The sequence below is a fragment of the Nonomuraea sp. NPDC049709 genome, from assembly GCF_040674815.1.
GTDB lineage: Bacteria > Actinomycetota > Actinomycetes > Streptosporangiales > Streptosporangiaceae > Nonomuraea.
The window spans coordinates 1-23,681 of sequence record NZ_JBFANM010000107.1 but is presented as its reverse complement, the minus strand read 5'-3'; the positions used below and the strand labels follow the sequence as shown (position 1 = coordinate 23,681).

General features: G+C 71.8%; 24 protein-coding genes. 10 read left to right on the top strand and 14 right to left on the bottom strand.

Going from position 1 to position 23,681, the window contains the following annotated elements; translation table 11 throughout:
- Window positions 1–15: 15 nt before the first annotated feature.
- On the bottom strand, window positions 16–1,212 hold the full coding sequence (locus AB0J69_RS55130) for an ROK family transcriptional regulator (protein WP_364136043.1): 1,197 nt from the start codon (window positions 1,210–1,212) through the stop codon (window positions 16–18).
- 286 nt (window positions 1,213–1,498) lie between these two features.
- On the opposite strand from AB0J69_RS55130, the gene AB0J69_RS55125 reads away from it, so the two are divergent.
- The 4 genes from AB0J69_RS55125 to AB0J69_RS55110 all read left to right on the top strand — a co-directional run bounded on the left by AB0J69_RS55125 (window position 1,499) and on the right by AB0J69_RS55110 (window position 7,485).
- On the top strand, window positions 1,499–3,724 hold the full coding sequence (locus AB0J69_RS55125; RefSeq protein WP_364136040.1) for an ATP-binding domain-containing protein: 2,226 nt from the start codon (window positions 1,499–1,501) through the stop codon (window positions 3,722–3,724).
- A gap of 916 nt (window positions 3,725–4,640) precedes the next feature.
- On the top strand, window positions 4,641–6,146 hold the full coding sequence (gene lnt / locus AB0J69_RS55120; RefSeq protein WP_364136037.1) for an apolipoprotein N-acyltransferase: 1,506 nt from the start codon (window positions 4,641–4,643) through the stop codon (window positions 6,144–6,146).
- The gene (locus tag AB0J69_RS55115) at window positions 6,143–6,892 is read left to right on the top strand and encodes a polyprenol monophosphomannose synthase (RefSeq protein WP_364136034.1); all 750 of its coding nucleotides are present in this window, start codon (window positions 6,143–6,145) and stop codon (window positions 6,890–6,892) included. Before lnt ends, AB0J69_RS55115 begins: the two co-directional genes overlap by 4 nt.
- A gap of 98 nt (window positions 6,893–6,990) precedes the next feature.
- Window positions 6,991–7,485 (top strand): FxsA family protein, encoded by a 495-nt coding sequence (locus tag AB0J69_RS55110; protein ID WP_364136031.1) that lies wholly within the window; start codon window positions 6,991–6,993, stop codon window positions 7,483–7,485.
- Window positions 7,486–7,626: 141 nt separating this feature from the next.
- On the opposite strand, the gene AB0J69_RS55105 is transcribed toward AB0J69_RS55110, so the two are convergent.
- From AB0J69_RS55105 to AB0J69_RS55095, 3 genes are all read right to left on the bottom strand, one after another.
- On the bottom strand, window positions 7,627–7,971 hold the full coding sequence (locus AB0J69_RS55105; RefSeq protein ID WP_043625492.1) for an RNA polymerase-binding protein RbpA: 345 nt from the start codon (window positions 7,969–7,971) through the stop codon (window positions 7,627–7,629).
- 158 nt (window positions 7,972–8,129) lie between these two features.
- Window positions 8,130–8,747: a hypothetical protein gene (locus tag AB0J69_RS55100; protein WP_364136028.1), complete on the bottom strand. Its 618-nt coding sequence runs from the start codon at window positions 8,745–8,747 to the stop codon at window positions 8,130–8,132.
- Between the two features lie 97 nt (window positions 8,748–8,844).
- Window positions 8,845–9,351 (bottom strand): nuclear transport factor 2 family protein, encoded by a 507-nt coding sequence (locus AB0J69_RS55095; protein ID WP_364136025.1) that lies wholly within the window; start codon window positions 9,349–9,351, stop codon window positions 8,845–8,847.
- Between the two features lie 33 nt (window positions 9,352–9,384).
- On the opposite strand from AB0J69_RS55095, the gene AB0J69_RS55090 reads away from it, so the two are divergent.
- Complete coding sequence (locus tag AB0J69_RS55090) at window positions 9,385–9,864, top strand: helix-turn-helix domain-containing protein (RefSeq protein ID WP_364136022.1); 480 nt, start codon at window positions 9,385–9,387, stop codon at window positions 9,862–9,864.
- Between the two features lie 78 nt (window positions 9,865–9,942).
- Here the strand turns inward: AB0J69_RS55090 and AB0J69_RS55085 are convergent, their stop codons facing one another.
- From AB0J69_RS55085 to AB0J69_RS55055, 7 genes are all read right to left on the bottom strand, one after another.
- Window positions 9,943–11,376, bottom strand: coding sequence for an MFS transporter (locus tag AB0J69_RS55085; protein ID WP_364136019.1), 1,434 nt, complete (start codon window positions 11,374–11,376; stop codon window positions 9,943–9,945).
- A gap of 65 nt (window positions 11,377–11,441) precedes the next feature.
- Window positions 11,442–12,239 (bottom strand): glycerophosphodiester phosphodiesterase family protein, encoded by a 798-nt coding sequence (locus AB0J69_RS55080; RefSeq protein ID WP_364136078.1) that lies wholly within the window; start codon window positions 12,237–12,239, stop codon window positions 11,442–11,444.
- A gap of 39 nt (window positions 12,240–12,278) precedes the next feature.
- The gene (locus AB0J69_RS55075; RefSeq protein WP_364136016.1) at window positions 12,279–12,818 is read right to left on the bottom strand and encodes a TrmH family RNA methyltransferase; all 540 of its coding nucleotides are present in this window, start codon (window positions 12,816–12,818) and stop codon (window positions 12,279–12,281) included.
- The gene (locus AB0J69_RS55070) at window positions 12,815–13,405 is read right to left on the bottom strand and encodes a methyltransferase (protein ID WP_364136013.1); all 591 of its coding nucleotides are present in this window, start codon (window positions 13,403–13,405) and stop codon (window positions 12,815–12,817) included. Before AB0J69_RS55070 ends, AB0J69_RS55075 begins: the two co-directional genes overlap by 4 nt.
- A gap of 11 nt (window positions 13,406–13,416) precedes the next feature.
- Window positions 13,417–14,364: a VWA domain-containing protein gene (locus AB0J69_RS55065; protein WP_364136010.1), complete on the bottom strand. Its 948-nt coding sequence runs from the start codon at window positions 14,362–14,364 to the stop codon at window positions 13,417–13,419.
- The gene (locus AB0J69_RS55060) at window positions 14,361–15,296 is read right to left on the bottom strand and encodes a DUF58 domain-containing protein (protein WP_364136007.1); all 936 of its coding nucleotides are present in this window, start codon (window positions 15,294–15,296) and stop codon (window positions 14,361–14,363) included. The genes AB0J69_RS55065 and AB0J69_RS55060 overlap by 4 nt, the downstream gene beginning before the upstream one ends.
- A 73-nt stretch (window positions 15,297–15,369) precedes the next feature.
- On the bottom strand, window positions 15,370–16,371 hold the full coding sequence (locus AB0J69_RS55055) for an AAA family ATPase (RefSeq protein WP_364136004.1): 1,002 nt from the start codon (window positions 16,369–16,371) through the stop codon (window positions 15,370–15,372).
- 55 nt (window positions 16,372–16,426) lie between these two features.
- On the opposite strand from AB0J69_RS55055, the gene AB0J69_RS55050 reads away from it, so the two are divergent.
- Both AB0J69_RS55050 and AB0J69_RS55045 read left to right on the top strand, forming a co-directional pair.
- Window positions 16,427–17,200 (top strand): hypothetical protein, encoded by a 774-nt coding sequence (locus AB0J69_RS55050; protein ID WP_364136001.1) that lies wholly within the window; start codon window positions 16,427–16,429, stop codon window positions 17,198–17,200.
- Window positions 17,201–17,248: 48 nt separating this feature from the next.
- Complete coding sequence (locus tag AB0J69_RS55045; RefSeq protein WP_364135998.1) at window positions 17,249–18,112, top strand: DUF2268 domain-containing putative Zn-dependent protease; 864 nt, start codon at window positions 17,249–17,251, stop codon at window positions 18,110–18,112.
- Here the strand turns inward: AB0J69_RS55045 and AB0J69_RS55040 are convergent.
- Window positions 18,109–18,756 (bottom strand): response regulator transcription factor, encoded by a 648-nt coding sequence (locus AB0J69_RS55040; protein ID WP_364135995.1) that lies wholly within the window; start codon window positions 18,754–18,756, stop codon window positions 18,109–18,111. The two genes, AB0J69_RS55045 and AB0J69_RS55040, sit on opposite strands and share 4 nt — an antisense overlap.
- Entirely contained in the window at window positions 18,753–20,315 is a 1,563-nt protein-coding gene (locus AB0J69_RS55035) for a histidine kinase (protein WP_364135992.1), read from the bottom strand. The genes AB0J69_RS55040 and AB0J69_RS55035 overlap by 4 nt, the downstream gene beginning before the upstream one ends.
- A 142-nt stretch (window positions 20,316–20,457) precedes the next feature.
- Here AB0J69_RS55035 and AB0J69_RS55030 point away from each other — a divergent pair, with 142 nt between their 5' ends.
- The 3 genes from AB0J69_RS55030 to AB0J69_RS55020 all read left to right on the top strand — a co-directional run bounded on the left by AB0J69_RS55030 (window position 20,458) and on the right by AB0J69_RS55020 (window position 22,871).
- Window positions 20,458–21,021, top strand: a complete 564-nt coding sequence (locus AB0J69_RS55030; RefSeq protein ID WP_364135989.1) for an ATP-dependent Clp protease proteolytic subunit — start codon at window positions 20,458–20,460, stop codon at window positions 21,019–21,021.
- A 1-nt stretch (window position 21,022) separates the two neighbouring features.
- A complete protein-coding gene (locus tag AB0J69_RS55025; protein WP_364135986.1) occupies window positions 21,023–21,640 on the top strand; it encodes an ATP-dependent Clp protease proteolytic subunit in 618 nt (205 codons plus the stop codon).
- A 469-nt stretch (window positions 21,641–22,109) separates the two neighbouring features.
- On the top strand, window positions 22,110–22,871 hold the full coding sequence (locus AB0J69_RS55020) for a TSUP family transporter (RefSeq protein ID WP_364135983.1): 762 nt from the start codon (window positions 22,110–22,112) through the stop codon (window positions 22,869–22,871).
- Window positions 22,872–22,958: 87 nt separating this feature from the next.
- Here AB0J69_RS55020 and AB0J69_RS55015 read toward each other — a convergent pair.
- On the bottom strand, window positions 22,959–23,681 hold a 723-nt coding region (locus tag AB0J69_RS55015), incomplete at its 5' end, for an MFS transporter (RefSeq protein ID WP_364135981.1).

Here is a 23,681-nt window from a genome sequence, read left to right as displayed (position 1 = left end):
GCCTCCTGTCATGGATCATGACGGAACGGTGGAGCTGAAGACCTCGTCGCGTACGGCGTCGAGGGCGAGATCGAGGGCGCCGGCCAGGACGGGGTTGCCGTCCACGCTCGACAGGCGGACTTGGGGCCGGGGGATGGTCAGGGCGTGCAGTTCGTGCTCGACCAGCTCGCGCAGCGTCTCGCCGCCCGACAGCACCACGCCGCCGGTCAGCACGATCAGCCCGGGGTCGATCACCGAGGTGATGGCGGCCAGGCCCACGGCCAGGCGGGCGGCGATGTCGCGCAGCCCGGCCCTGGCGTCGTCGGCCTTCTGCCCGGTCCGGGCCGCCGCGCGTACGGCGTTGGCGACGGCGTGACGGAAGTCGGTGCCGCGCACGCCGTACGAGCGCAGCAGCTTGAGCACCGCCGGCCCGCCCGTCAGCGCCTGGTAGCCGTGGTTGGCGTAGCGGCCGGCCTCGCGGGCCGTCGGCGCGCCCGGGGTCGGCATGTAGCCCACCTCGCCCGCGCCGCCGGTGGCGCCCCGGTGCATCCGCCCGCCCAGCACGATGGCCGAGCCGATGCCCTCGTCCGCCCACAGCAGCACGAAGTCCCGGTGGTCGCGCGCGGCGCCGTGCGCCTGCTCGGCGATCGCGACCAGGTTGACGTTGTTCTCCACGTCCACCGGGACACCGAGGCCCGAGCTGAGCGCCGGCACCAGGTCGGGCATCTGCCAGCCGGGCACGTCCTTGGCCGCGGCGTACCCGAGCCTGCCGGTGGTCGGGTCGATCGCGGCCTGCACGCCGATCACGACCCGGCGCAGCTTGTCCGGCGGGTCCGCGCCGCGCAGCGCGGCGTTGAGCCGGTCCACCAGCTCGCCGTGCGGCCGGCGCGGCGTCGGCAGCGTGTGCTCGCCGACGACCGTGCCGGTGATGTCGGCCACCTTGGCCTCGATCCGGTCGGGGGTGACGTCGAGCGCGGCCACGTACGCCGCCGCCGGGTTGATCCGGTAGACCTCCGCCGTACGGCCCGGCAGGCCCTCCCTGACGCCGTCCAGCACGACCAGCCCCGCCTGCTGCAGCCGGGACAGGAGCTGGGACGCCGTGGGCTTGGACAGGCCGGTGAGCGCGCCGATCTCGGGACGGGTCAGCGGGCCGCGTTCGAGGAGGGCCTGCAGGGCGGCGCGATCATTGATCGCGCGTAGCAGACTGGGGGTCCCCGGAACCGGACCGCTCACGGCGTCTCCTTCAGCAAGGTTAGGAAACTTTCCTAACTTGTGATGACCATAAAAAGGCCCGCGCCCGGCGGTCAAGGGTCGAAACCAAGCCGTAACCGTACGCGGGAAAGAGGGAAAGTGATGAAGGTGCCTCTACAGGCGTGCTAATGTCGTCGTTTGTCGTAACAACAAGCAGAATGGCCCGGAGTGTCCCATTAACCACAATAATGGTCAGGCGGCAACTCGTCAAACAGAGCTCGCCAGGGAGCAGGCGTACGTCACCGGCCTGTACGACCGCCTCGACACGTTGCGCGAGCGTACCCAGCGGCAGCTCAAAGAGGTGCTGGCCGCGGGCGCCGTCGGCACGATGCAGAACAGGTCCGAGCGCGACACGTTCGCCGACATGTACGCCTCCCGCCTGGCGCGGCTCTGGGCGGTCGAGCGCGGCCTGGTTTTCGGACGGCTGGATCACGTCGACGAGGGGCGGCTGTACATCGGCAAGCTCGGCCTGACCGACGACGAGCAGCGGCGCCTGCTCATCGACTGGCGGGCCCCCGTGGCGCAGCCGTTCTACCGCGCCACCCCGGCCGCCCCGATGGGCGTCACCAGGCGCCGTCACCTGCAGACCAAGGGCCGCGCCGTGGTCGGCGTGGACGACGACCTGCTCGACCTCGACTCGCTCACCGACGACGACCGGGCCACGCTCAACGGCGAGGCCGCGCTGCTGGCCGCGCTCGACGAGCGGCGCACGGGCCGCATGCGCGACATCGTCGCCACCATCCAGTCCGAGCAGGACCGCGTCATCCGCAGCGACCTCAACGGCGTGCTGGTCGTCCAGGGCGGCCCCGGCACCGGCAAGACGGTCGTGGCCCTGCACCGGGCCGCCTACCTGCTCTACACCCACAGGGAGCGCCTGGAGCGCCGCGGCGTGCTCATCATCGGCCCCAACCTCACCTTCCTGCGCTACATCGAGCAGGTCCTGCCCTCGCTCGGCGAGACCGACGTGCTGCTGTCCACGGTCGGCGAGCTCTACCCCGGCGTGACCGCCAGTGCCAGGGAGCGGTCCGAGGTGGCCGCGCTCAAGGGCGACCCGCGTATGGCCGAGGTGATCGCCAAGGCCGTGCGCGACCGGCAGAAGGTGCCGCGTCAGCCGATCGAGCTGACCATCGGCCGCATCACGCTCACCATCGACCGCTCCATGCTGGACGCCGCACGGAACAAGGCCACCCGCTCGCGCCGCCCGCACAACCAGGCCCGCGCCGTGTTCGTCCGGTCGCTGCTCAACGCGCTGGCCAGGCAGCAGGCCCGCAAGATCGGCAAGGGGCTCATCGACGAGGAGGAGCTGGCCGACCTGCGCGAGGAGCTGCGTACCGAACCGGTGGTCAAGTCCGCGCTCAACCGGCTGTGGCCGTACCTGACGCCGCAGCGACTGCTGCTCGGCCTGTACGGCTCCGCCGACCGCCTCGGCTACGCCGCCTCCGCCCTGACGCCCGAGGAGCGCAGGCTCCTGCGCCGCGACGGAGGGGAGTGGACCGAATCCGACGTCCCCCTGCTCGACGAGGCCGCCGAACTGCTCGGCGAGATCGACGAGCAGGTGCTGCGCGCCAGCGCGCTGCAGGCCGAGGAGGAGCTGGCCGCCGCCCGCCAGGCCGAGGAACGCGAGCGCGAGGCCGAGCTCTCCTACGCCCGCGAGGTCCTGGAGCTGACGGGCCTGTCCGACGTCATGGACGCCGAGCGCCTGGCCGAGCGCCAGCGCGGCGAGGGCCCCTACCTCACCACCGCCGAACGCGCCGCCGCCGACCGCACCTGGGCCTACGGGCACGTGATCGTGGACGAGGCGCAGGAGCTGTCGCCGATGGCGTGGCGGGCGGTCATGCGGCGCTGCCCGACCCGGTCGATGACGATCGTCGGCGACATCGCCCAGACCGGCTCGGCGGCCGGGGCGCGCTCGTGGGAGGAGGTGCTCGACCCGTACGTGGCCGGGCGCTGGCGCCAGGAGCGGCTGACCGTCAACTACCGCACCCCGGTGGAGCTGATGGCCGTGGCCGCCCGGGTCCTGGCCACCATCGACCCCGCGCTGAAGGCCCCCACCTCCGTCCGCGAGCTCGGCGTGGAGCCGTGGTCGGCGCCCCTTTCGGCCCTGCCCGGGCTGGCCAAGGCGGAGGTCGGCGAGGGCGGCAAGGTGGCCGTGGTGGTGCCCGACGCGCTGCTGTCCACCCTCGGCACGGAGGTCGCCGCCGTCGTGACCGGCACCGTGGTGGTCTCGCCGGGGGCCGGCCGGGCCAGGGGAGCCGAGGCCCTGGACGCGCCCGTGGCCGTGATGGGCGTGACGGACGCCAAGGGGCTGGAGTTCGACTCGGTCATCGTGGCCGAGCCCGACCTCATCGCCGCCCAGTCGCCACGAGGGCCCAGCGACCTGTATGTTGCTCTCACGCGTGCGACACAACGGCTCGGGGTCGTCCACGAGCGGCCGCTTTCGCGGGCCCTCCAGGGCTTGCCAAGCCGCTCTCCGGCACCCGCTAATGGGCTTTGACCGGCTTTAGCGCCACCGGTCAAACATGTCCTACCTGCGAAAACTTGATGTTTCTGCTGATCGGGACACGGTTGACATCTGAGGTGGAGTCGGTAGTTTGCTGCGCAGTCCAGCACGGGACTTGGCCGGTTGGCCGTCTCTGACATCGCCGGATCCTGCGTCCGTGACGGAGCGTGACTTCGTCCACACAGCCAGGTGCAGGGCCGTCGGTCCGTCGAGTCGGGGCACCCCAACCGGGCGGGGGGTTGGACCCGGGACGGGTCCGGGAGCCCAGTAGACAACGGAATTCCGAGCTCGCCGCCGACGAGACGGATCCGGTCCGAAGGGTTTCCGGGCCCTCTTCCCGCTCTCGTGCGCCGGACCGCCACTGCGCCGGGTGGTCCCGTTCCGTCACGGGATCACCCTGTCGCCCCGTTCCCCCTACTGTCTTCTAGGGGCGATATTTCGATCTTCCGGGTGCCGTGCAGGCCTGAGTGCGGCCGTGGGGCGGTAGCGTTTTCGCAAGCAGGCGTTTGCGAGGTGGCGAGGAGACCCCGGAGTGGTTCAGGACAGAACGAGCCTACCGCCCACGGCCCGGCCCGACCCGGGTCGCGCGGACGGGCCATCCGAGCCTGCCGCCACCCCTGCGGACGCCACCTCACCGCCCACCGCCGCCACGGCGGCCGCAGCGTCCTCGGAGCCGGAACCCGCGACCGCTCCCGGCGCCGTCGCCGGAGCCGCAGCCGGAACCGAGGCCGCAACCGAGGCTGGCGGGGCGACCGTCGCGTCCTCCCACAGCGAGCCGTCCTCTCACACCGAGCCCGGGGAGCCGGCCGGCTCCGATGCGCGCTCCGGTCCCGGAGCGCAGGGCGGGGGCGGGGCCCGGGACAGCGAGCGGGCGATCGCCGGATCGGAAGCCGGGCAGGAGTCGCGGTGGGTGCTGCTGGGCAGGGTCGTGGCGGCCGTCGCCGGCGGTCTCGCCCTCTACACCGCCTTCCCGCCGCTCGACTGGTGGCTGTGCGCCCCCCTGGGCATCGGCCTCATCGTCGCCTCCCTCTACCGCACCCGTCCCAAGCGCGCCGCCTGGCTCGGCTACCTGTCGGCGGCCGTCTTCCTGCTGCCCACCCTCGCCTGGGTGCGCACCATCGGCGACGACGTCTGGTTCATGCTGGTCGCCACCGAGAGCCTCTTCTACGCCGCCATGGCCGCCCTGGCCGCGCTCGTGTTCAGGCTGCCCGCATGGCCCGTGTGGTTCGGCGGCCTGTGGGTGCTGATGGAGTGGGCCCGCAGTCTGGTGCCCATCGGCGGGTTCCCGTGGGCGCGCGTCGCCTTCAGCCAGGGTGAGTCGCTGTTCACGCCCTACGCCGCGCTCGGCGGCGTGCCGCTGGTGTCGTTCGCCGTCACGCTGTGCGGCGCCCTGCTCGCCCAGGCCGTGCTGGCCAGGCGGGCCGCCGTCGTGCGCAGGGCCGTGCCGGTCGGGCTGGCGCTGGCCGTGCCCGTGCTGGGGCTGGCCGTGCCCAGGTTCGGCGACGAGGGCCGTACGGTCAACATCGGCATCGTGCAGGGCAACGTCCCCGGCCGGGGCATGTACGCGCTCGGCGACGAGCCCGCCGTCGTGCTGAAGAACCACGCCAACGAGACCAAGCGTCTCGCCCAGGCCGTACGCGACGGCAAGCTCCCCAAGCCCGACCTGGTCGTCCTGCCGGAAAACTCCACCGACATCGACCCCTACCGCGACGAGACCGCCCGGCAGATCATCCACGACTCCGTCCAGGACGTCGGCGTGCCCACGCTCGTCGGGGCGGTCGTGGCGATCGGCGCCGAGCACCGCGCCACCCGGAGCCTCGTGTGGGACCCGGTGACGGGCGCGGGCGACTACTACGACAAGCAGCATCTCGTGCCGTTCGGGGAGTACACCCCGTTCAAGGAGATCGTGCTGGCGCTGTGGGAGCGGGCGAGCCTGGTCGGCAGGCAGTCCGTCGCGGGCGACAAGCCGGGCGACCTGAAGCTGGGGCCGGTCACGATCGGCGCGGTCAACTGCTACGAGGTCGCCTACGACGACACCGTACGCGGCACCGTGCGCGCGGGCGGCACCCCGCTCGTCGTGCAGACCAACAACGCCTCCTACGCCGAGTCCAACCTCCCGCCGCAGCAACTGGCCATGTCCAAGCTGCGCGCCGTCGAGCACAACAGGGCCGTCGTGACCGCCGCCACCACCGGGATCTCGGCATACGTCACGCCGGACGGTAAGGTCTCCTGGCAGACCCGCGAACTTGTCGCGGACATGAACGTGGTCAAGGTGCCCGTGCGCACCCAGGAAACGATCGCCACCAGGGTGGGCGCGCTTCCTGAGTGGGCATTGATGGTGATGGGGGCGGCGGCGGTTGGAGTCGTCGCATGGCGTGGCAGGCGGCGAGGCGATCGGATGAGGAACGACGGATGATGGAGACTCTTGGCCGGGTGCTCGTCGTCGTACCGACCTACAACGAGCGCGACAACCTGCCCATGATCGTCGAGCGGTTGCGCGCCGCCGTGCCCGACGCCCACGTGCTCGTGGCCGACGACAGCAGCCCCGACGGCACCGGCGAGGTCGCCGACGGGCTCGCCGCCGACGACGACCACGTGCACGTCCTGCACCGGCCCGGCAAGCAGGGTCTCGGCGCCGCCTACATCGCCGGGTTCCGGTGGGGGCTGGAGGAGGGCTTCGACGTCCTGGTCGAGATGGACGCCGACGGCTCCCACCAGCCCGAGGAGCTGCCGAAGCTGCTGGAGGCGCTGGCCGACGGCGCGGACCTGGCGATCGGCTCGCGCTACGTGCCCGGCGGCAAGGTGGTCAACTGGCCGCAGCGGCGGGAGCTGCTGTCCAAGGGCGCCAACATCTACACCCGGGTGATGCTCGGCCTGCCCGTACGCGACGCGACCGCCGGGTTCCGCGCCTACCGGGCCGCCACGCTGGAGAAGGTGGGGCTGGCCGGGGTGGAGTCGCAGGGCTACTGCTTCCAGGTCGACCTGACCCTGCGCACCTCCAGGAACGGGCTGCGGGTGGTGGAGGTGCCGATCACGTTCGTGGAGCGGACGGTGGGCAAGAGCAAGATGAGCGGCAAGGTCATGTCCGAGGCGCTGTGGCGGATCGGCCTGTGGGGCGTCACCGGCCTGCCCAAGCGATTCAAGGGCGCCCCCCGCCACTAGCTCAGGGATGTCCCTGATTTGGGCGGCATGCCGGAACGCTCGGCGCGTTCCGGGCGTTGTTCCTGCTGTAGCGCGCGTGTGCGGAATCGAGGGAAACGATGCGGCTCCTGCTCTTCCTGGCCTTCCTGGTCGTCCCCGTCCTGGAGATCTGGCTGCTGATCCAGGTCGGGTCGGTGATCGGCGGACCCGCCACCATCGCCCTGCTCATCGCCGACAGCCTCCTGGGGGCCTGGCTGGTGCGGCGGGAGGGCCGCCGGGCCTGGCGGGCGCTGCAGGAGGCGCTGCAGTCCGGCCGCATGCCCGACCGCGAACTGGCCGACGGCGGCCTCATCCTGGTGGGCGGCGCGCTGCTGCTGACGCCGGGGTTCTTCACCGACGTGTTCGGATTCCTGTGCGTGCTGCCGTTCACCCGGCCGCTGATGCGCCGGCTGGGCGCCTGGTTCTTCGACCGCCGGGTCAAGAAGCTGGCCGCCTCCTCGCCGTACGCGAACCTCTTCCCGCCGTCCTCCGGCTTCCCCGAAGCGGGCGCGTCGCAGGGCGGTGGCGGCCGGGTGGTGCACGGCGAGGTCATCCGCGAGGACCGCGACTCCTGAAGGCTTGTGAGTGAGCGCGCCGGGGCACATGACATGTGGGCCCGGCGCTTACGCATGTGTGCCGGCACTCATGGGCCTGCGCCATTCCGGGCAAGACAAAACCCCCGGGCCTTGGCCCGGGGGTTTCACCGTGAGAGTAGGTCAGGCGCTCTTACGACGTTGGGCCCGCAGTACTGCGAGCCTCTCGTTGAGCACCTCCTCAAGATCCTCGATAGACCGCCGCTCCAGGAGCATGTCCCAGTGTGTCCGCGGGGGCTTCGTCTTCTTGGACTCCGGCTGCTCGCCGTCCACCCGCACCGCGGTAGCGCCGCACATGCGGCACTCCCAGGTTGCGGGGATCTCGGCCTCGGCGGCAAGCGGAACCTCGAAGCGATGGCCCTTAGGACAGGTGTAGGACACCTCCTGGCGCGGGGCCAGATCCGTGTTACGGTCGTTCTCGTAGCTGGTTGCCCCGAGCCGGGTGCCACGAAGCGCGCGCTCGCCCATGTCTAAATGCCTCCTACAGGGCCCCCTTGCGTGGGGGGTCTGTCTCCCACGGTGTCTAACGCTTGGTACCGTGATGGGATTCCCATCCGCGGGGTGATCCAATCGCGGTTGGGGCCTCGGTTATTGACGTGATCGGCGATCAGGCGCGGGGCCTGGGGTTATGCGCTCCGAAGGGCTCGCCGATCGCCGGCCCGCCACAGGGCCGCCGCCGCCCGGAGACCGCCGATCATGATCAGGGCGCCGTGGGCGACGCGCAGCGGGTACGGCCCGAAGAACTGCGGGATGAACAGCACGAATCCCAGCGCCAGCACTGTGAGACTCCACCTGGGCAGGGTGCCGGAGCGCCAGACGGAGACCGCGGCCATGACCGGGCCGACGGCGAGCAGCACGAGCCCCGCGGCGAACATGGTGACGGGCACGACGCCGTACCTGAACTCCCCGGCCAGCTCCATCAACGCCGGCGTCCCGTCGCGCAGGGAGCGCTGCGCGATCACGTACAGACCGAAGTCCTCGGCCCCGTAGTACGGCAGCGTCAGGCCCGCGCCCGCCCACGTCACCACCGCCGCCCGCAGCGACAGCCGGTCACCGAGCTCCTGGTGCAGCCCCAGCACGGCCAGGCCCAGCAGGACGAAGCCGAGCATCGCGGCGGCGTGCCCGGTCACCCAGGCGGTGGAGGCCATGGCGAGGGCGTCGTCGCCCGACGGGCGGATCGCGGGATAGAGGAAGAAGAGGACGCCGCCGGTGGCGAAGGCCGTGGAGGTGAGTCGGGGGGCCATCAGTGCTCCTTGAAGAGGGCATTGCTGCGATGTGAGAGCAATGCTCTCGCTTTGGTGCACTGATGTCAAGAGCGGTGCTCTCGGTTCGGATTGCCGCTTACCGGCGCCTGCGGGCCACGAGGGGGACCAGGGTCCGGTCGCCGAACCTGGTCATCGCCGCCAGCGGCTTGACGGCGGCACCGACCAGCAGTGCGAGGGCGGGCCGGCCGGTGGCTCTGGCCAGGCCGGGGCCGAGCGCGGCCATCATCGTCGTCAGGGCCGGAAGGGGCCTGATCCATATGGTGAGCTCCTTGATCAGCCCGTCCTCGCCCATCTCGAGGACGGCCGCCTCGTGGAGCTCCATCCGGCCCAGCCGGGCGGTCGCCGTCAGCGCCCGCGTCCGCTCGTCCCCGACGTCGGTCAGGTAGCGCATGTCGGACAGCACGTCCAGCACGACGGAGAACAGCTCCCGGGCCTGCTCCTTGCCCCGGAACTCGGCCCCCGCGCTGAGCGGGGAGTGGAAGACGACGTCGTCGGCGAGCGTGGCCATGAGAGCGTCGAGGTCGTGCGCCTCGCCGGCCCGCCGGTACGCCAGAGCGGGTGAGTCCTGAATGTGAACTGACATGGGTTCACTTTATCAACCCACTATTCTGGGTCCATGAACAGGTTCGGTGAGATGCACTGCTCCATCGCCCACGCCGCCGGCGTCGTCGCCGAGCCGTGGACGCCGCTGATCCTGCGCGACCTGTTCCTGGGGCTGCGCAGGTTCGACGACCTGGCGGAGGATCTGGGGATCTCGCGCAACCTGCTGACCCGCCGCCTGGAGCACCTGATCGCGGCCGGGGTGGTCGAGAAGCGGCCCTACCAGGAGCGGCCGCCCCGCCACGAATACGTGCTGACGGAGGCGGGCCGCGACATCGTGCCCGCCCTGATGACGCTGATGGCCTGGGGCGACCGCTGGGCCACGCCGCCCGGCGGGCCGCCCGCGGTGCTGGTGCACTCCTGCGGCGAGCGCTTCACCCCCGTCGTGACGTGCCCGCACTGCGGGGGCGAGGCCACGGCGGACACGGTGACGGCCGTGCCCGGACCCGGAGCGGCACGGGGCCCCGGCACGATGCTCCTGGCCGCCGAGCTCTGACCCCCGAGCTCTGCCGGCTTTCCCCAGGCCGGGCCTCGCGTGGCCGGCTCCGCGACGCCCTGGGCGGCGGGCAGGCGCTCAGACCCGCTCGGGCACCTCGTTGCCGGCCGCGCGGATGGCCTTGGGCAGGTTCGTCATGGCCAGCAGCACGAAGCCGATCACGAAGAAGATGATCATGGAGAGGATCGCGGTGCGGTAGCTGTTGGTGAACTGCAGCGTGATCGTGATCGTCAGCGAGCCGATGAACGCCGAGCCCTTGTCGCTGATCTGCAGCAGGCTGAAGTACTCGGCCTCCCGCCCCTTCGGGATCACCTGCGAGAACAGCGACCGCGACAGCGCCTGCGTGCCGCCCAGCACGATCGCGATCGCGAACGCCATCAGGTAGAACTGCAGCGCCTGCCCCTCGGCGACGAACATGGCCATGGACACGATCGCCGTCCACACCACCAGGCTGGCCAGCACCGTCCGCTTGGTCCCGAAGCCGCGCGCCAGCCACCCGAGCAGCAGCGCGCCGAAGAACGCCACGAACTGCACCATGAGGATCGCCGTGATCTGCACGGTCTGGTCCAGCTTAAGCGCCTCGGAGGCGAAGGCGGCGCTGTTGCCGATGACCGTCTGCACGCCGTCGTTGTAGACCAGGTACGCCACCAGGAACAGCAGCGTCAGCGGGTAGCGGCGCAGCTCGGACAGAGTGCGGCCGAGCTGGCGGAAGCTGCCCCCGACCGAGCGCAGCGCCGTGCTCTCGTGCGCCGGCACGGGCCGGTTGCGCAGCCGCAGCAGCGGGATGATCGTGAACGTGGCCCACCACAGGCCCGCCGACATCATGCAGATCCGCACCGCCATGCCCTCGGTCAGGCCCAGGCTGTCGTGCTGGAGGAAGAGCACCAGGTTGAGGGTCAGCAGCAGCCCGCCGCCCAGGTAGCCGACGGCCCAGCCGCGCGAGGACACCCCGTCGCGCTCGGCGGAGGTGGAGATCTGCGGGAGGAACGAGTCGTAGACCACGACCGACGAGCCGTAGGCCAGGTTGGCCAGGACGAACAGCACCCCGCCCAGCAGGTAGCGGTCGCCCTCGACGAAGAACAGGCCCATGGTGGCCAGCGCGCCGACGTAGGCGAAGCCGCCGAGCATCTCCCGCTTGCGGCCGGTGTGGTCGGCCAGGGCGCCCACGATCGGCAGGAAGAGGATCTGCAGGAACACCGCGACGGTCGTGATCAGCCCGAAGTACGCGGCCGGCCTGATGTCGGCGCCCAGCACGTCGACGTACCCCAGGCCCGGGTTGGCGGCGGCCAGCTGGTCGAAGGTGTCGACGCACGTGGCGGAGGCCACGTTCGCGAAGTCCTTGGCGCAGGCCGCGGTCTTGGCGACCGGGATGAGGTACGGGCCGAGGAAGACCGAGATGACCGTGGTGTAGAAGGCGGAGTTGGCCCAGTCGTAGAAGTACCAGCCACGCTGCTCGCGCCGGCGCGCGCCGGGGGAGTCGTCGAGGGCCGCGGGGGGTGCGGGTACGGGCATGATGTGCTGTCGCTCCTATGCGGCGGGGGCGTCGGGGGATGCTCTTGTACGGGCCGGTACGGCCGTCAGGCCGCCATGCGGCCGGGATGCCACAGGCCGCGGCGATCGAGCACGTCGCGCAGGCCGGTGACGTTGTCGGTCATGATGCCGTCCACGCCCAGGTCGAGCAGCTGCTCCATGCGGGCGGTGTCGTTGATCGTCCACACGTGCACCTGCATGCCGATGGCGTGCGCGGTGCGGATCAGGCGCCCGGTGGTGACGCGCAGCCCGCGGAAGCCCACCGGCACCTGCGCGCACGGCACCCCGGCCCGCGACAGGCGGGCCAGCAGGCGGCCGTAGCCGGAGGTGGCCGCGGCGGCCCGCAGCGCGGCGACCCCGCGCGGCCCCAGTGCCGAGCACACCTCCTTGCCCAGCGCCGCCCTGGCCAGCACCAGGCGCTCGTCGGAGAAGGAGGTCAGGCAGATCCGGTCGTAGGAGTTGGTCCGCCTGATCGCCTCGGCCAGCGGCGCGATGGCGGCCGCCTCCTTGACGTCGATGTTGAAGCGGACCTCCGGCCAGGTGCCGAGCAGGTCCTCCAGCAGCGGGATCTCGTGCACCCCGCCGATGCGGGCCCGCCTGACCGCCCGGTAGGGCAGCTCGGAGATGCGGCCACGCCGGTCGGTCACGCGGTCGAGCGTGTGGTCGTGGAAGGCCAGCAGCACGCCGTCGGCGGTGGCGTGCGCGTCGGTCTCCAGGTGGGTGTAGCCGAGCGCCACCGCCCGCTCGAAGGCCGCGGCGGAGTTCTCCGCGCCCTCCGACGCGCCTCCGCGGTGGGCGAAGGCGAGCGGGCCGGGGTGGTCGAGGAAGGCGAATCGGCGGCTCAGCACGTCCTGAAGTATGCCCTTCCCTGGTAAACGGTTCGGTTACGAATCGGGGAGATTCTCCCACTCCTGGCGGCGGGCCTCGGCCAGCGCGATGGCCGCGGCGACGGCGACGTTGAACGAGCCCACCCGGCCGACCTGCGGGATGTAGCAGGCGCCGTCCACGGCGTCGAGCAGGGCGGGGGAGCAGCCGTGGTCCTCGCTGCCGACCACCAGGCACACGTCGCGGCCGAGGTCGGCGCGGTGCAGCGGCACGGCCTCGGCGGTCAGCTCGATGGCCAGCACCGTGAAGCCGCTCTCCCTGGCCGCCTTGACCGCCTCGGTGGCCGGGATCGCCTCGTGCCAGGTGACCAGCCGCTCGGTGCCCAGCGCGGTCTTGCCCGCCTTGGGGTTGGTGGGCGGGGTGGCGTTGCCCGCCAGCCAGACCTCGTCCACGCCGAACGCGGCGGCGCTGCGGAAGATCGAGCCGATGTTGAACGGGCCGGTGACCGACTCGATGATCAGGCCGAGGCGGTTTCCGGTGTTCCTGCGCCAGGTGCGGTTGAGCCGCTTGACGTCGGTGGGGCGCAGCTGCCTTCTCATCGGGTCACCTTCAGGATGCGGTAGGCGGCCCGGCTGGCCTCGCGGGAGGCCTGCCAGCCCTGCTCGCCGAGCCAGCGCTGCAGGGAGTCCGAGCCGAGGTGTTTCTGGACGACCAGGTAGGCCACGCCGTCGGGCGTCAGCCGGGTGAGCCACCTGGTGAGCATGTCGTGCAGGGCCTGCTTCCCGATTCGGATCGCAGGATTAGACCAGATGGCCCGAAATTTCACTTCATCTGGCACATCATCGACATGAACTGACCTTACTTTGTAAAGGCGCGCGGCCTGGGCGTTCCGCTCGGTGAGCTCCAGGCTGCGCCGGTTCACATCGACGGCCCACACGGTCGCCCTGGGCGCCCGCGAGGCCATGGTCAGCGCGATCGGCCCGTAGCCGCAGCCGAGGTCGAGCAGGTCGCCCTCCTGCGGCGGTGGCGGGACGCTCTCCAGCAGCACGCGCGTGCCGACGTCCACCCGCTCGGGGGAGAACACGCCGCTGTCGGTCTCCAGCCGCAGGTGCAGGTCGGGCAGGACGAGATCGACCGACCCCGGCCTGCTCGCGGTGTCCGGCCGCTCGGAGAAGTAGTGCGCCACGTCGCCAAACGTTACGGGATCCGGGAACCGAACAGGACCGCGGCACCGGACACCAGCAGCCCGGCCAGGATCGCGGCCACGATGAACCACTGGGTGACCTCCTGGTTGACCAGCTTGTAGCCGAGCGAGGTGCCGATCTGCTCGTAGACCTCCCGCAGCTCGCTGCCGGACTCGGCGGTGTAGGCCCGCCCGCTGGTGCCGTCGGACAGCGACTGCAGCGTCTGCTTGTTGACCGGCACGTTCACGGGCCTGCCGTCGATGCTGACGGTGCCCTCCTGGGTGCCGTACGCGATCGTGGAGACCGGCACGCGCGCCTGCTGGGCGGCCTCGATGGCCTCGTTGACCGAGCGGCCGGAGGTGTTGTCGCCGTCGGACAGCAGCACGATGGCGGCCGGCGGCGGGTCGGTGGCGGCCTGCTGGTCGAACGAGCGCAGCGAGTCGAGCGAGTTGAAGACGGCCTCGCCGATCGCGGTGCCGGGGCGGGTGGTGAGGTTGCCGATGGCGGTGATCACGGCCTGGTGGTCGGTGGTGGGGGAGATGACGACGTTGGCCGAGCGGGCGAAGGTGACCACGCCCACGTTGAAGCGGTCGGGCAGCTCGCGGGCGAAGGCCTGGGCGGCGGCCTTGGCGGCGCTGATGCGGTCGGGCTGGACGTCGTCGGCGTCCATGGACAGCGACACGTCCAGGGCGATCATGATGGTGGCGCGGTCGCGTGGCACGCGTACCTCGTCGGCGGGCTTGGCGGCGCCGATGACCAGCAGCGACATCATGACCAGGAACAGCGCGGGCGCGACGTGGCGGCGCCAGCCGGGGCCGGCGGGGGCGACCAGGTTGAGCAGGGCCAGGTTGGTGAAGCGCACGGTGTAGCGGCGGCGGGCGAACATGGCCACGATGTAGCCGGCCACCAGCAACAGCACCAGGGTGAACAGCCACAACCAGCCGGGGGCCAGGAATGTCATGGGGTGGGTCTCCTGTGGGCGAGGTGGCTCATTCGACGCTGGCGCAGGACGAACTGCGCGACGTCGAACACCCAGTCGCGGTCGGTGCGCAGGACGAGGTGGGCGATGCCGGCGCGGCGGAGGGCCAGGCGGGTGCCCTCGCGCTGCAGGGCGGCTGCCTCCGCGTACGCATGCCGAATCTTGGGCGAAAGGTGCACTTCGCGTACTTTCCCGGTCTCGGGGTCGGCGAACGCGACGCGGCCCACGTCGGGCAGCTCGAGCTCGCGGGGGTCGATGACCTCGACGGCCAGCACCTGGTGGCGGGCCGCCAGGCGCCTGATGGGGCGCTCCCAGGGGCGTTCGGCGTCGGGGTCGAGGTCGGGCTCGGCGTCGAGGAAGTCGGAGACGATCAGCCGCATGCCGCGCCGCCTGCGGGTGGCCGACAGCACCTCGATGCCCTCGGCCAGGTCGGGCGGGTCGTCCACGATCCGGCCGCGGGGGGCGTCCATGAGGGAGTGCAGCAGGCCGTACAGGGCGGGGCGGCCGGTGCGGGCGGGCATGCGGTGCACGTACTCGTCGTGCAGGACCAGCGCGCCGAACCGGTCGCCCATGCGGCTGGACAGGAAACCGATCGCGCCGATGGCGGCCACCACCAGGTCGCGCTTGTCGGTGTCGGCGGTGCCGAAGTCCATGCTGGGCGACAGGTCGGCCAGCGCCCAGGTCTCCAGCTCGCGGTCGGCGATGAGGTCGCGTACGTGGGGGATGGTCGTGCGGGCGGTCACCGCCCAGTCCATGCGGCGCACGTCGTCCTCGCCGGGCACGTAGACGCGGCTGTCGCCGGCCTCGCTGCCGGTGCCGGGCAGCAGGCCCTGGTGAGCGCCGTGCAGCAGCCCGTCGAGGCGGCGGGTGACGGTGAGCTCCAGCCGCCGCAAGGCCTGCTCAGCTGTGCTCATCGGTCGCTCACCAGCTCCTTATTCGCTACTTGGCCGCACTCGTCCCTCGCGCGTCGGGTTCGTTCCCGGGTCGTCAACGGCTCTGGTTCCAGACGACGAGGGGCGGGGGGACCGCCTGCAGGATCTGCTTGACGACCTGCTCGGGGTCGACGCCGTCGGCCAGGGCGTCGAAGGTGAGCATCAGCCGGTGGGACATGACGTCCACGGCGACGTCGCGTACGTCGTCGGGCAGCAGGTAGTCGCGGCCGCGCAGCAGGGCCAGCGCCCGGCCGGCCGAGACCAGGCCCAGGGTGGCGCGGGGGCTGACGCCGATCTCGATCGTCTCGCCGAGCTCGGTCAGGCCGTACTCGGCGGGGGTGCGGGTGGACATGACCAGCCGTACCACGTAGTCGGCGACGAGCTGGTGCACCGAGACCTGCTCGGCCGCCTCCTGCAGGGCCAGCAGCTTGGCGGGGTCGAGCACGCGATCGGCGACGGGCGGGGTGACGCTCATGCGGTGCAGGATCTCCAGCTCCTCGTGGGCGCTGGGGTGCGGCACCCGCACGCGGAACAGGAACCGGTCGCGCTGCACCTCGGGCAGGGGGTAGACGCCCTCGGACTCGATGGGGTTCTGGGTGGCCAGCACGATGAACGGCTTGGGCAGCGGGTGGGTGACGCCGGCCAGCGTGACCTGGCGCTCGGCCATCACCTCCAGCAGCGCGGACTGGACCTTGGCGGGGGCGCGGTTGATCTCGTCGGCCAGCAGGAAATTGACGAACACGGGGCCGAGCTCGACGTCGAACTTCTCGTTGGAGGGGTGGAAGACGCGGGTGCCGACGATGTCGCTCGGCACGAGGTCGGGGGTGAACTGGATCCGGGCGAACGTGCCGCCCACGACGGTGGCCAGGGTGGAGGCGGCGAGGGTCTTGGCGACGCCGGGCACTCCTTCGAGCAGGCAGTGCCCGCGCGCCAGCAGGGCCACGACGAGCCTTTCGACCATGTGGTCCTGCCCGACGATGACACGCCGGACCTCGTCGAGACTCTGACGCAGCAGAGCCGCATCGTTTCCGCCTGGCAACTCTTCGGCGACGCTCATGACGCCATTCCACCAAACGCGCCGCAAACGTGCACGACGCCACGTCTGTGCTTTCATGGCAAACGTGGCAAGTCCCCTGCAGTACGGTGATCCACCCCGGCTGGGGCCCTACGCGGTCCAGGCCCGCCTGCACACGGCGCCGGCCGGATTCGTGTACCTGGGCCAGGCGCCGGACGGGCGCGCCGTGTCGCTGGCCGTGCTGACGAGAGGCGCCGCCTACGACGCCGCGGCGCGCGACCGGTTCATCACCGCCGTCAGGGAGGCCGGCGGGCGGGAGCGGTCCGGGATGCGCGCCTGGCTGGGGCGTCCGGGCCGGCCGCGGGGCGCGGTGCTGGACGGCGTGCCGGAGGTGCTGGACTTCCATGCCGGGCCCGCGCCGTGGGTGGCGGTGCCGTACGCGCCGGGGCGGACGGGGGCCGAGTGGTTCCTGGAGCCGGTCATGGTGGGCGGGACGTTCATCGGGGAGGCGCACGGGCCGGACTTCGTACCGTACTGGCTGACCGATCGCGCGCCCGCGCTGCCGGGGCCGACGAGGCGGCGCCGGCCGCCGACCGAGACGCGCAAGCGGGTGCTGCTGGCGGCGCTGGTGCTGGTGCTGCTGCTCCTGATGGTGACGACGATCCTGCTGTTGCTGCTGCTCGGGCGGCAGGACAGCGAGCCGCAGCCCAGGCAGCTGCCGCCGACGGTGTTCGTGCCGACGCCGCCGCCGACGCCGGAGACGCCCGTGCCGCAGCCCTCGCCGTCGCAGTCGCCGTCGCCGACCGACAGCGGGCAGAGCACGCCCGGCCGGTCGCCGGGGGAGGATCCGGGCGACGAATCGCCGCTGTGACGATAACCGGTTGAGCCTCACGTAACGGGAGGCTTTAGCGTCCGCGGCATGGAATTCATCGTTCACGACACCCTCACGGCGATGGCCGGGCTGCTGGAGCAGCCGATCGAGCGCCGGCCCGACGCGCTGCGGGAGCTCCTGGCGCCCATGCGCGAGGCCATCCCGGTGCCCGGCGACATCGTCGACATCCACCACCAGGGCGGCGGCTTCCGCGTCGACGCCGACGATCCCCGCTACCTGCCGGCCGTGCGCCGCATGATCGAGGCCGACGTGCTCGGGCAGGTGCGGCGCGAGCTGACCCGCGCCTCCGAGCGGCTGAGCGGGGCCAAGCAGGCCGATTCGCTGCAGGTCATGTTCGTGATGGGCAATCCCGACGACGAGCACCTGATGACGACCACGGGCGGTTACTACGGCATGGGCGGCGCGCCCGGCTGGCTCTACCTGCTGGCCTGGCCCTCGCCGGAGGTGATCGGCCGGATCGGGCATCTCGCGGTGCACGAGTTCCACCACAACGTGCGTTACACCAACGTGGAGTGGAACCCGGTGACCGTGACCGTCGGGGAGCACGTGGTGGCCGAGGGGCTGGCGGAGGCGTTCGTCCGGGAGCTGTCAGGGGCCGAGGCGATGGGGCCGTGGTCGTCGATGGTGACGGGGGAGGCGTTCGAGCGGGCCCACGAGCGGATCATGGCCGACTTCGATCTGCAGGGGATGCAGAACACGCCGGCGTACGTGCTGGGCGACAGCGCCGTGCGCAACTTCGGGCAGGAGCCGCGCGGCATTCCCGACATGGCGGGATATGCGGTGGGGCTGAGCCTGGTCGACCGGGCCCTGGCCGCCACCGGGCTGAGCGCGGCGGAGGCGACCCTGCTGCCCGCCGCCGAGCTCTTGCGGCGCGGGGGCGTGCGTCCTTAGGCGGTGGGGGAGACGAAGCCGGATTCGTACGCGGCGATCACCGCCTGGGTGCGGTCGCGCGCGCCGAGCTTGGCCAGCACGTTGCCGACGTGCGTCTTGACCGTCTCCTGGCTGACGACCAGCTCGGCGGCGATCTCCTGGTTCGACAGGCCCCTGGTCATCAGGCGCAGGACGTCGCCCTCGCGCCCGGTCAGCCGGTCGATGCCGGGCACACGGGCGGTGCCCTGGGGGCGGCGGCCGGCCAGCGTCCGGATCGCGGCGGGGAACAGCAGCGACTCGCCCGCCGCGACCAGCCGTACCGCCTGGACCAGGTCGTCCGGGCGGGTGCGCTTGAGCAGGAAGCCGCTGGCGCCGGCGCGCAGGGCGTCGTAGACGTGGTCGTCGTTCTCGAACGTGGTCACCACCAGCACCTTGGGCGGCTCGTCCAGGGTGAGCAGCAGCTCGGTGGCGCGGATGCCGTCGAGGGTGGGCATGCGCACGTCCATGAGAACGACGTCGGGCCGCTCGCGGCGCACCACGGGGACGACGGCGGCGCCGTCGGCGGCCTCCCCGACGACGCTCAGGTCCGGCTCGGCGTCGAGGATGATGCGCAGGCCGGCGCGGATGAGGTCCTCGTCGTCGGCGATCACGACTCTGAGTGTCATGGGCTCGACCGTAGCGGCAGCCGTACGGCCACCCGCCACCCGGCCTCGGTGGGCCCGGCCTCCAGCTCGCCGCGCAGCAGCCGGACCCGCTCCCGCATCCCCGCCACCCCCCTGCCCCCGACCCGCGCGCTCTCCCTGCGGGTTCGGGTGCCATCGTGCGGGTTGCTCACCTCCAGCCGCAGGTCGGCGCCATGGACGGCGGCGGTCAGGCGTACGGGGCCGTGGCCGTGCCTGATGGCGTTGGTGAGCGCCTCCTGCAGGATGCGGTACGCCTCCCGGGACACCACGGCGGGCACCCCGGACAGATCGCCCACCTCCTGCCGCACCTGGGCGCCGGAGGCCGCGACAAGCCCGCCGAGATCGGCCAGCGTCGCCTGCGGCACCCGGCGGGCATCACGGCCCTCCTCACTCGCCCAGCGACCCGCGCCCGCCGCGTCGTGGCCGCCCGCAGTGCCGTCCGCCGTGCCGTCCGCAGTGCCGTCCGCCGTGCCGTCCGCAGTGCCGCCCGTCGCGCCGCCCGTCGCGCCCCCTGCCGTGCCGCACGTCGCGCGGGCCGGGTGGCCCTTTGGTTGGTGGCCGGCCGCGCCGCTCGTTGTGCGGGCGGGGTGACCGTCTGGGCGGTGGTCGGTTGCACCGCGCTGGTCGCCCTCGGTCGTGCCGCGCTGGCGGGTCTCGGTCGTGCCGCGCTGGTCGGAGTCGCGTGCGGTGTTCGGGCCGGGGGCGATGGCCTGACCATCTGCTGAGCCCGGGTCGTTCTCATCGGCGCGCAGGACGCCGAGGACGTGGTCGAGGTCGTCAAGGGCGGCGCGGGCCGACTGTTCGATGGCGGCCAGCGCGGTTCTGGCGGTGGCCGGGTCGCGGTCGAGGACCCGGCTGGCCGCGGCGGCCTGCAGGGTGACGACGCTGAGCGCGTGCCCGACCGAGTCGTGCAGCTCGCGGGCCAGCCGGTTGCGCTCGGCCAGCGCGCGGGCGTGCTCCTCGGCGGCGGCCAGCCGCTCACCGGGAGTGGGGCCGAGCAGGACCGGGGCCAGCCGGGCCAGCAGCTCGCCCGCCCCGGCCGCCGTGGCGACCAGCGCGCCGAGCAGCGCCACCCCGCCCACCGCCCACCACACCGCGATCCACCCCGGCGTGATCAGGAACCCGAGCACCGGGGTCGCCCGCCCTGTGAACGGCAGTACGAGCGTGAACAGCGTGAACGGCACGATCGCCAGCGTGCAGCCGCTGACCACGCCGCCGATGCCCAGGTGCAGCGTGAACCAGGCGGCGGTGCGCCGCCGCTCCTGCCAGGACCGTCCGGCCTGCCGCGGCGGGGTCTCGACGCGCGCCCCGAGCAGGCCCTGCGCCGCGCTCACCACCAGCCCCCGCACCGGCAGGAACAGCCCGGTCACCGCCACCACGGGCAGCACCGCGGCGAACACGCCCACCTGGGCCGGCAGCAGCAGGTTGGCCGACTCGCCGCGCACCATGCCCGAGATCAGCACGCCGACCATCATGTACGGCATCAGCAGCGCCCCGCCGAGGATGAGGCACGCCCACCGGCGCGGAAGGTTCCTTCTCACATCCGCGATTGTATGTCGATAAAAATTCGCTGACGGAGTAATGCGCCCTGAGAGAAATGCGCCGCCAGCGAAAGATTCCATAATTCACGGCCTCCGGGGCTAGCGTTTTTCGCAGAAATACCCGCTCAGAAAGGCGTCCGTCATGACGGAGACACAGCGCGCACCCTGGCCTGACCAGCTCAGCCACCGCCTGCTGAAGGAGCGCATCGTCGTGCTCGGCCAGGAGGTCGACGACGAGATTTGCAACCGGCTCTGCGGGGAGCTGCTTTTGCTGGCGGCCGAGGACCCCAGGCGCGACATAACGCTTTACATCAATTCACCGGGCGGTTCCGTGCAAGCGGGGATGGCGCTCTACGACATGATGCAGTTCATTCCGTGCGACGTGCAGACGGTGGCGATGGGATTCGCCGCCTCGATGGGTCAGGTGCTGCTGTCGGCGGGCGCGAAGGGCAAGCGCTTCGCCCTGCCCAACGCCCGCGTCGTCATGCACCAGCCGCTGGGCGGCATCGGCGGCTCGGCCACCGACATCCAGATCCAGGCGGAGAACATGCTCTACACCAAGCGGCGGATGGCCGAGATCATCGCGCACCACACGGGCCAGCCGCTGGAGCGCATCCAGGAAGACTCCGACCGCGACCGCTGGTTCACCGCCCAGCAGGCCCTGGAATACGGGATCGTCGACCACATCGCAGAAGGGATGAACTGACATGTCCGGCCGATACGTGCTGCCGTCGTTCACGGAGCGCACCTCCTACGGCATCAAGGAGATGAACCCGTACAACAAGCTGTTCGAGGACCGGGTGGTGTTCCTGGCGGCGCCGATCGACGACACCGTCGCCAACGACGTGATGGCGCAGTTGCTGACGCTGGAATCGCTCGATCCCGACCAGGACATCAACATCTACATCAACTCGCCTGGCGGTTCGTTCACGGCGATGACGGCCATCTACGACACGATGCAGTTCGTCCGGCCCGAGATCCACACGGTCTGCATCGGTGAGGCGGCCTCGGCGGCGGCCGTGCTGCTGGCGGCGGGCGCGCCGGGCAAGCGTGCGGCGCTGCCGCACTCCCGCGTGCTGCTGCACCAGCCGCACGCTGAGGGCGGGCGCGGGCAGGGCAGCGACCTGGAGATCCACGCCAGGGAGATCCTGCGGATGCGGGACCAGCAGGAGGAGATCCTCGCCCGGCACTCCGGCAGGGGCGTGCTGGAGATCAGGAAGGACATCGAGCGGGATCGCATCTTCACGGCCGAGCAGGCGCGGACCTACGGGCTGATCGACGACATCTACGCCTCGAGGAAGCGGACCCTGGCGACGACTCGCTGATCGCTGCGGCGGCTCGCTGATCGATGAAGGGGCGCGGGGCCGCGGATGCCCACGGAGGTCTCGGAGGTAGAGGGAGGTTCCAGGAGGCTCGGAGACTCGGGTGACGGCGTGTCGTGTCGCGGGGCGCGCCGCCCTCGGCTTTCGTCCTGCCACAGGCGCACCGCTCCCGGCTTTCACTCTGTCAGGGGTGCGCCCCTTCCGGCTTTCGCTCTGTCATGTGGGGTGCGCGGCTTCCGGCATTCGTCCTGCCACGGGGGGCCAGGGGGTCGGCGGCCCCGTCCTCGCCGGTGCGCGTCGTGGCGACGACCAGCAGCCGGGCACTCCCCGCCTTCGCCCTCCCGTGGGGCGCCGCTCCCGGCCTCCGTCGTGCCCGGCCTGAGCTGTGTCCCCTGAGGTGAGGGGGTGACAAGTAACAGATTTCCGACTTGTACACTCTTGACGTTTCTTGGGGGAATCGGGGGAGTGGCGCGTGCCGCTGGAGCAGATCGTGGTCTTGCTGATCGCAGCGGCCGGGGCGGGGTGGGTCGATGCCGTCGTGGGCGGCGGCGGCCTGCTGCAGCTTCCCGCGATCCTGGTGACCGGCATACCGACGGTCGAGGCGATGGCCACCAACAAGCTGTCGTCGGTGTTCGGCACCACCTCGGCCGCCGTGGCGTACGCGCGCTCCACCAAGGTGGACCGGCAGGTGGCGATCCCGGGTGCGGTGATGGCCGTGGTGTGCGCCGGGCTGGGGGCGTGGGCGGCGGCGGCGATCTCGGCCGAGGTGCTGCGGCCCGCCGTCATGGTGGTGCTGCTGGCCGTGGCCGCGTTCGTGACGCTGCGGCCGGCGATGGGCGCCGTGCCGGTCCCGCACCTGCGTACCAGGCCGCGGGTGTTCGCGGCGGTGGCGACGGCGGGGGTGGGGATCGCCTTCTACGACGGCATCATGGGGCCGGGGACGGGAACGTTCCTCATCATCGCCTTCACCACCATCCTCGGGCTGGACTTCGTTTCCGCGTCGGCTTCCGCGAAGATCATCAACATCGGGACGAACGTCGGGGCGCTCGTGGTGTTCGGGCTGCAGGGGCACGTGAACTGGGCGCTGGGGCTCAGCATGGCCGTGTGCAACGTGGCCGGCGCCCAGTTCGGGGCGCGGATGGCGCTCAAGCGTGGCGCGGCATTCGTGCGGATCGTCCTGCTATGTGTGGTGGTGGCGATGGTGATCAGGCTCGGCTGGCAGCAGTTCGGCTGAGCCCTGCTCCGGGCGGGCCTCTCCGTGGGTCCAGAGTTCGGGTCAGTTCTGCTCCGGGCGGGCCTCTCCGTGGGTCCAGAGTTCGGGTCAGTTCTGCTCCAGGCGGGCTTCTCTGTGGGGCCGGGGTTCGGGTGAGTTCTGCTCCGGGCGGGCCTTTTCGCGGGGTCGGGGTTCGGCTGGGTCGAGGGTCTCGCCGCGCACCCGGAGGGCCGTGGCTGCCAGGGCGACGAATGCGGCCAGCAGGGCCGGGATGGCCAGTGCCCGCGGCAGGCCCGTCAGCTCGGCGGCGGCGCCGATGAACACCGGGCCTGACAGGAAGCCCAGGTAGCCGATCGAGGCCACCCGTGCCAGCGCCCGTCCGGCGAAGGCCGGGTCGCGGTGACCGGCGGCCGAGAACACCTGGGGCACGATGCACGACAACCCCGCCCCGAAGCAGCCGAACCCGGCCACCCCCGCCACCGGGTGCCCGCCCAGCAGCGCCAGCCCCAGCCCGGCCGCCGCCAGCAGCCCGCAGCAGCGCACCAGCGGCACCGGCCCGAACCGGGCGGCCAGCCGGTCTCCCGCCAGCCGGCCCGCCGTCATCATGATGGAGAAGGCCGCGTACCCGGCGGCGGCGAACCCCGGCGAGGCCGCCAGATCCTCGCGCAGGTAGACCGAGCTCCAATCGGCCGCGGCCCCCTCGCCCACCAGGCAGCAGAACGCCAGCACGCCCAGGAACACGACCCCCTTCGGCAGCCTGGCCCGCCCGCCACCGGCCGGCGCGGGAGCGGGCGCCGAGCGCAGCGCCCACCGCGCCGCCCACACCGCCAG

What these genes read in the sequence shown, in the direction of transcription:
- AB0J69_RS55110 (WP_364136031.1), top strand. Translation starts at nt 6,991, where the DNA reads ATGCGGCTCCTGCTCTTCCTGGCCTTCCTGGTCGTCCCCGTCCTGGAG.
- AB0J69_RS55030 (WP_364135989.1), top strand. Translation starts at nt 20,458, where the DNA reads ATGACGGAGACACAGCGCGCACCCTGGCCTGACCAGCTCAGCCACCGC.
- AB0J69_RS55115 (WP_364136034.1), top strand. Translation starts at nt 6,143, where the DNA reads ATGATGGAGACTCTTGGCCGGGTGCTCGTCGTCGTACCGACCTACAAC.
- AB0J69_RS55060 (WP_364136007.1), bottom strand. Translation starts at nt 15,296, where the DNA reads ATGAGCACAGCTGAGCAGGCCTTGCGGCGGCTGGAGCTCACCGTCACC.
- AB0J69_RS55025 (WP_364135986.1), top strand. Translation starts at nt 21,023, where the DNA reads ATGTCCGGCCGATACGTGCTGCCGTCGTTCACGGAGCGCACCTCCTAC.
- AB0J69_RS55065 (WP_364136010.1), bottom strand. Translation starts at nt 14,364, where the DNA reads ATGACATTCCTGGCCCCCGGCTGGTTGTGGCTGTTCACCCTGGTGCTG.
- AB0J69_RS55040 (WP_364135995.1), bottom strand. Translation starts at nt 18,756, where the DNA reads ATGACACTCAGAGTCGTGATCGCCGACGACGAGGACCTCATCCGCGCC.
- AB0J69_RS55045 (WP_364135998.1), top strand. Translation starts at nt 17,249, where the DNA reads ATGGAATTCATCGTTCACGACACCCTCACGGCGATGGCCGGGCTGCTG.
- AB0J69_RS55085 (WP_364136019.1), bottom strand. Translation starts at nt 11,376, where the DNA reads ATGCCCGTACCCGCACCCCCCGCGGCCCTCGACGACTCCCCCGGCGCG.
- AB0J69_RS55055 (WP_364136004.1), bottom strand. Translation starts at nt 16,371, where the DNA reads ATGAGCGTCGCCGAAGAGTTGCCAGGCGGAAACGATGCGGCTCTGCTG.
- AB0J69_RS55075 (WP_364136016.1), bottom strand. Translation starts at nt 12,818, where the DNA reads ATGAGAAGGCAGCTGCGCCCCACCGACGTCAAGCGGCTCAACCGCACC.
- AB0J69_RS55095 (WP_364136025.1), bottom strand. Translation starts at nt 9,351, where the DNA reads ATGTCAGTTCACATTCAGGACTCACCCGCTCTGGCGTACCGGCGGGCC.
- AB0J69_RS55100 (WP_364136028.1), bottom strand. Translation starts at nt 8,747, where the DNA reads ATGGCCCCCCGACTCACCTCCACGGCCTTCGCCACCGGCGGCGTCCTC.
- AB0J69_RS55050 (WP_364136001.1), top strand. Translation starts at nt 16,427, where the DNA reads ATGGCAAACGTGGCAAGTCCCCTGCAGTACGGTGATCCACCCCGGCTG.
- AB0J69_RS55090 (WP_364136022.1), top strand. Translation starts at nt 9,385, where the DNA reads ATGAACAGGTTCGGTGAGATGCACTGCTCCATCGCCCACGCCGCCGGC.
- AB0J69_RS55105 (WP_043625492.1), bottom strand. Translation starts at nt 7,971, where the DNA reads ATGGGCGAGCGCGCGCTTCGTGGCACCCGGCTCGGGGCAACCAGCTAC.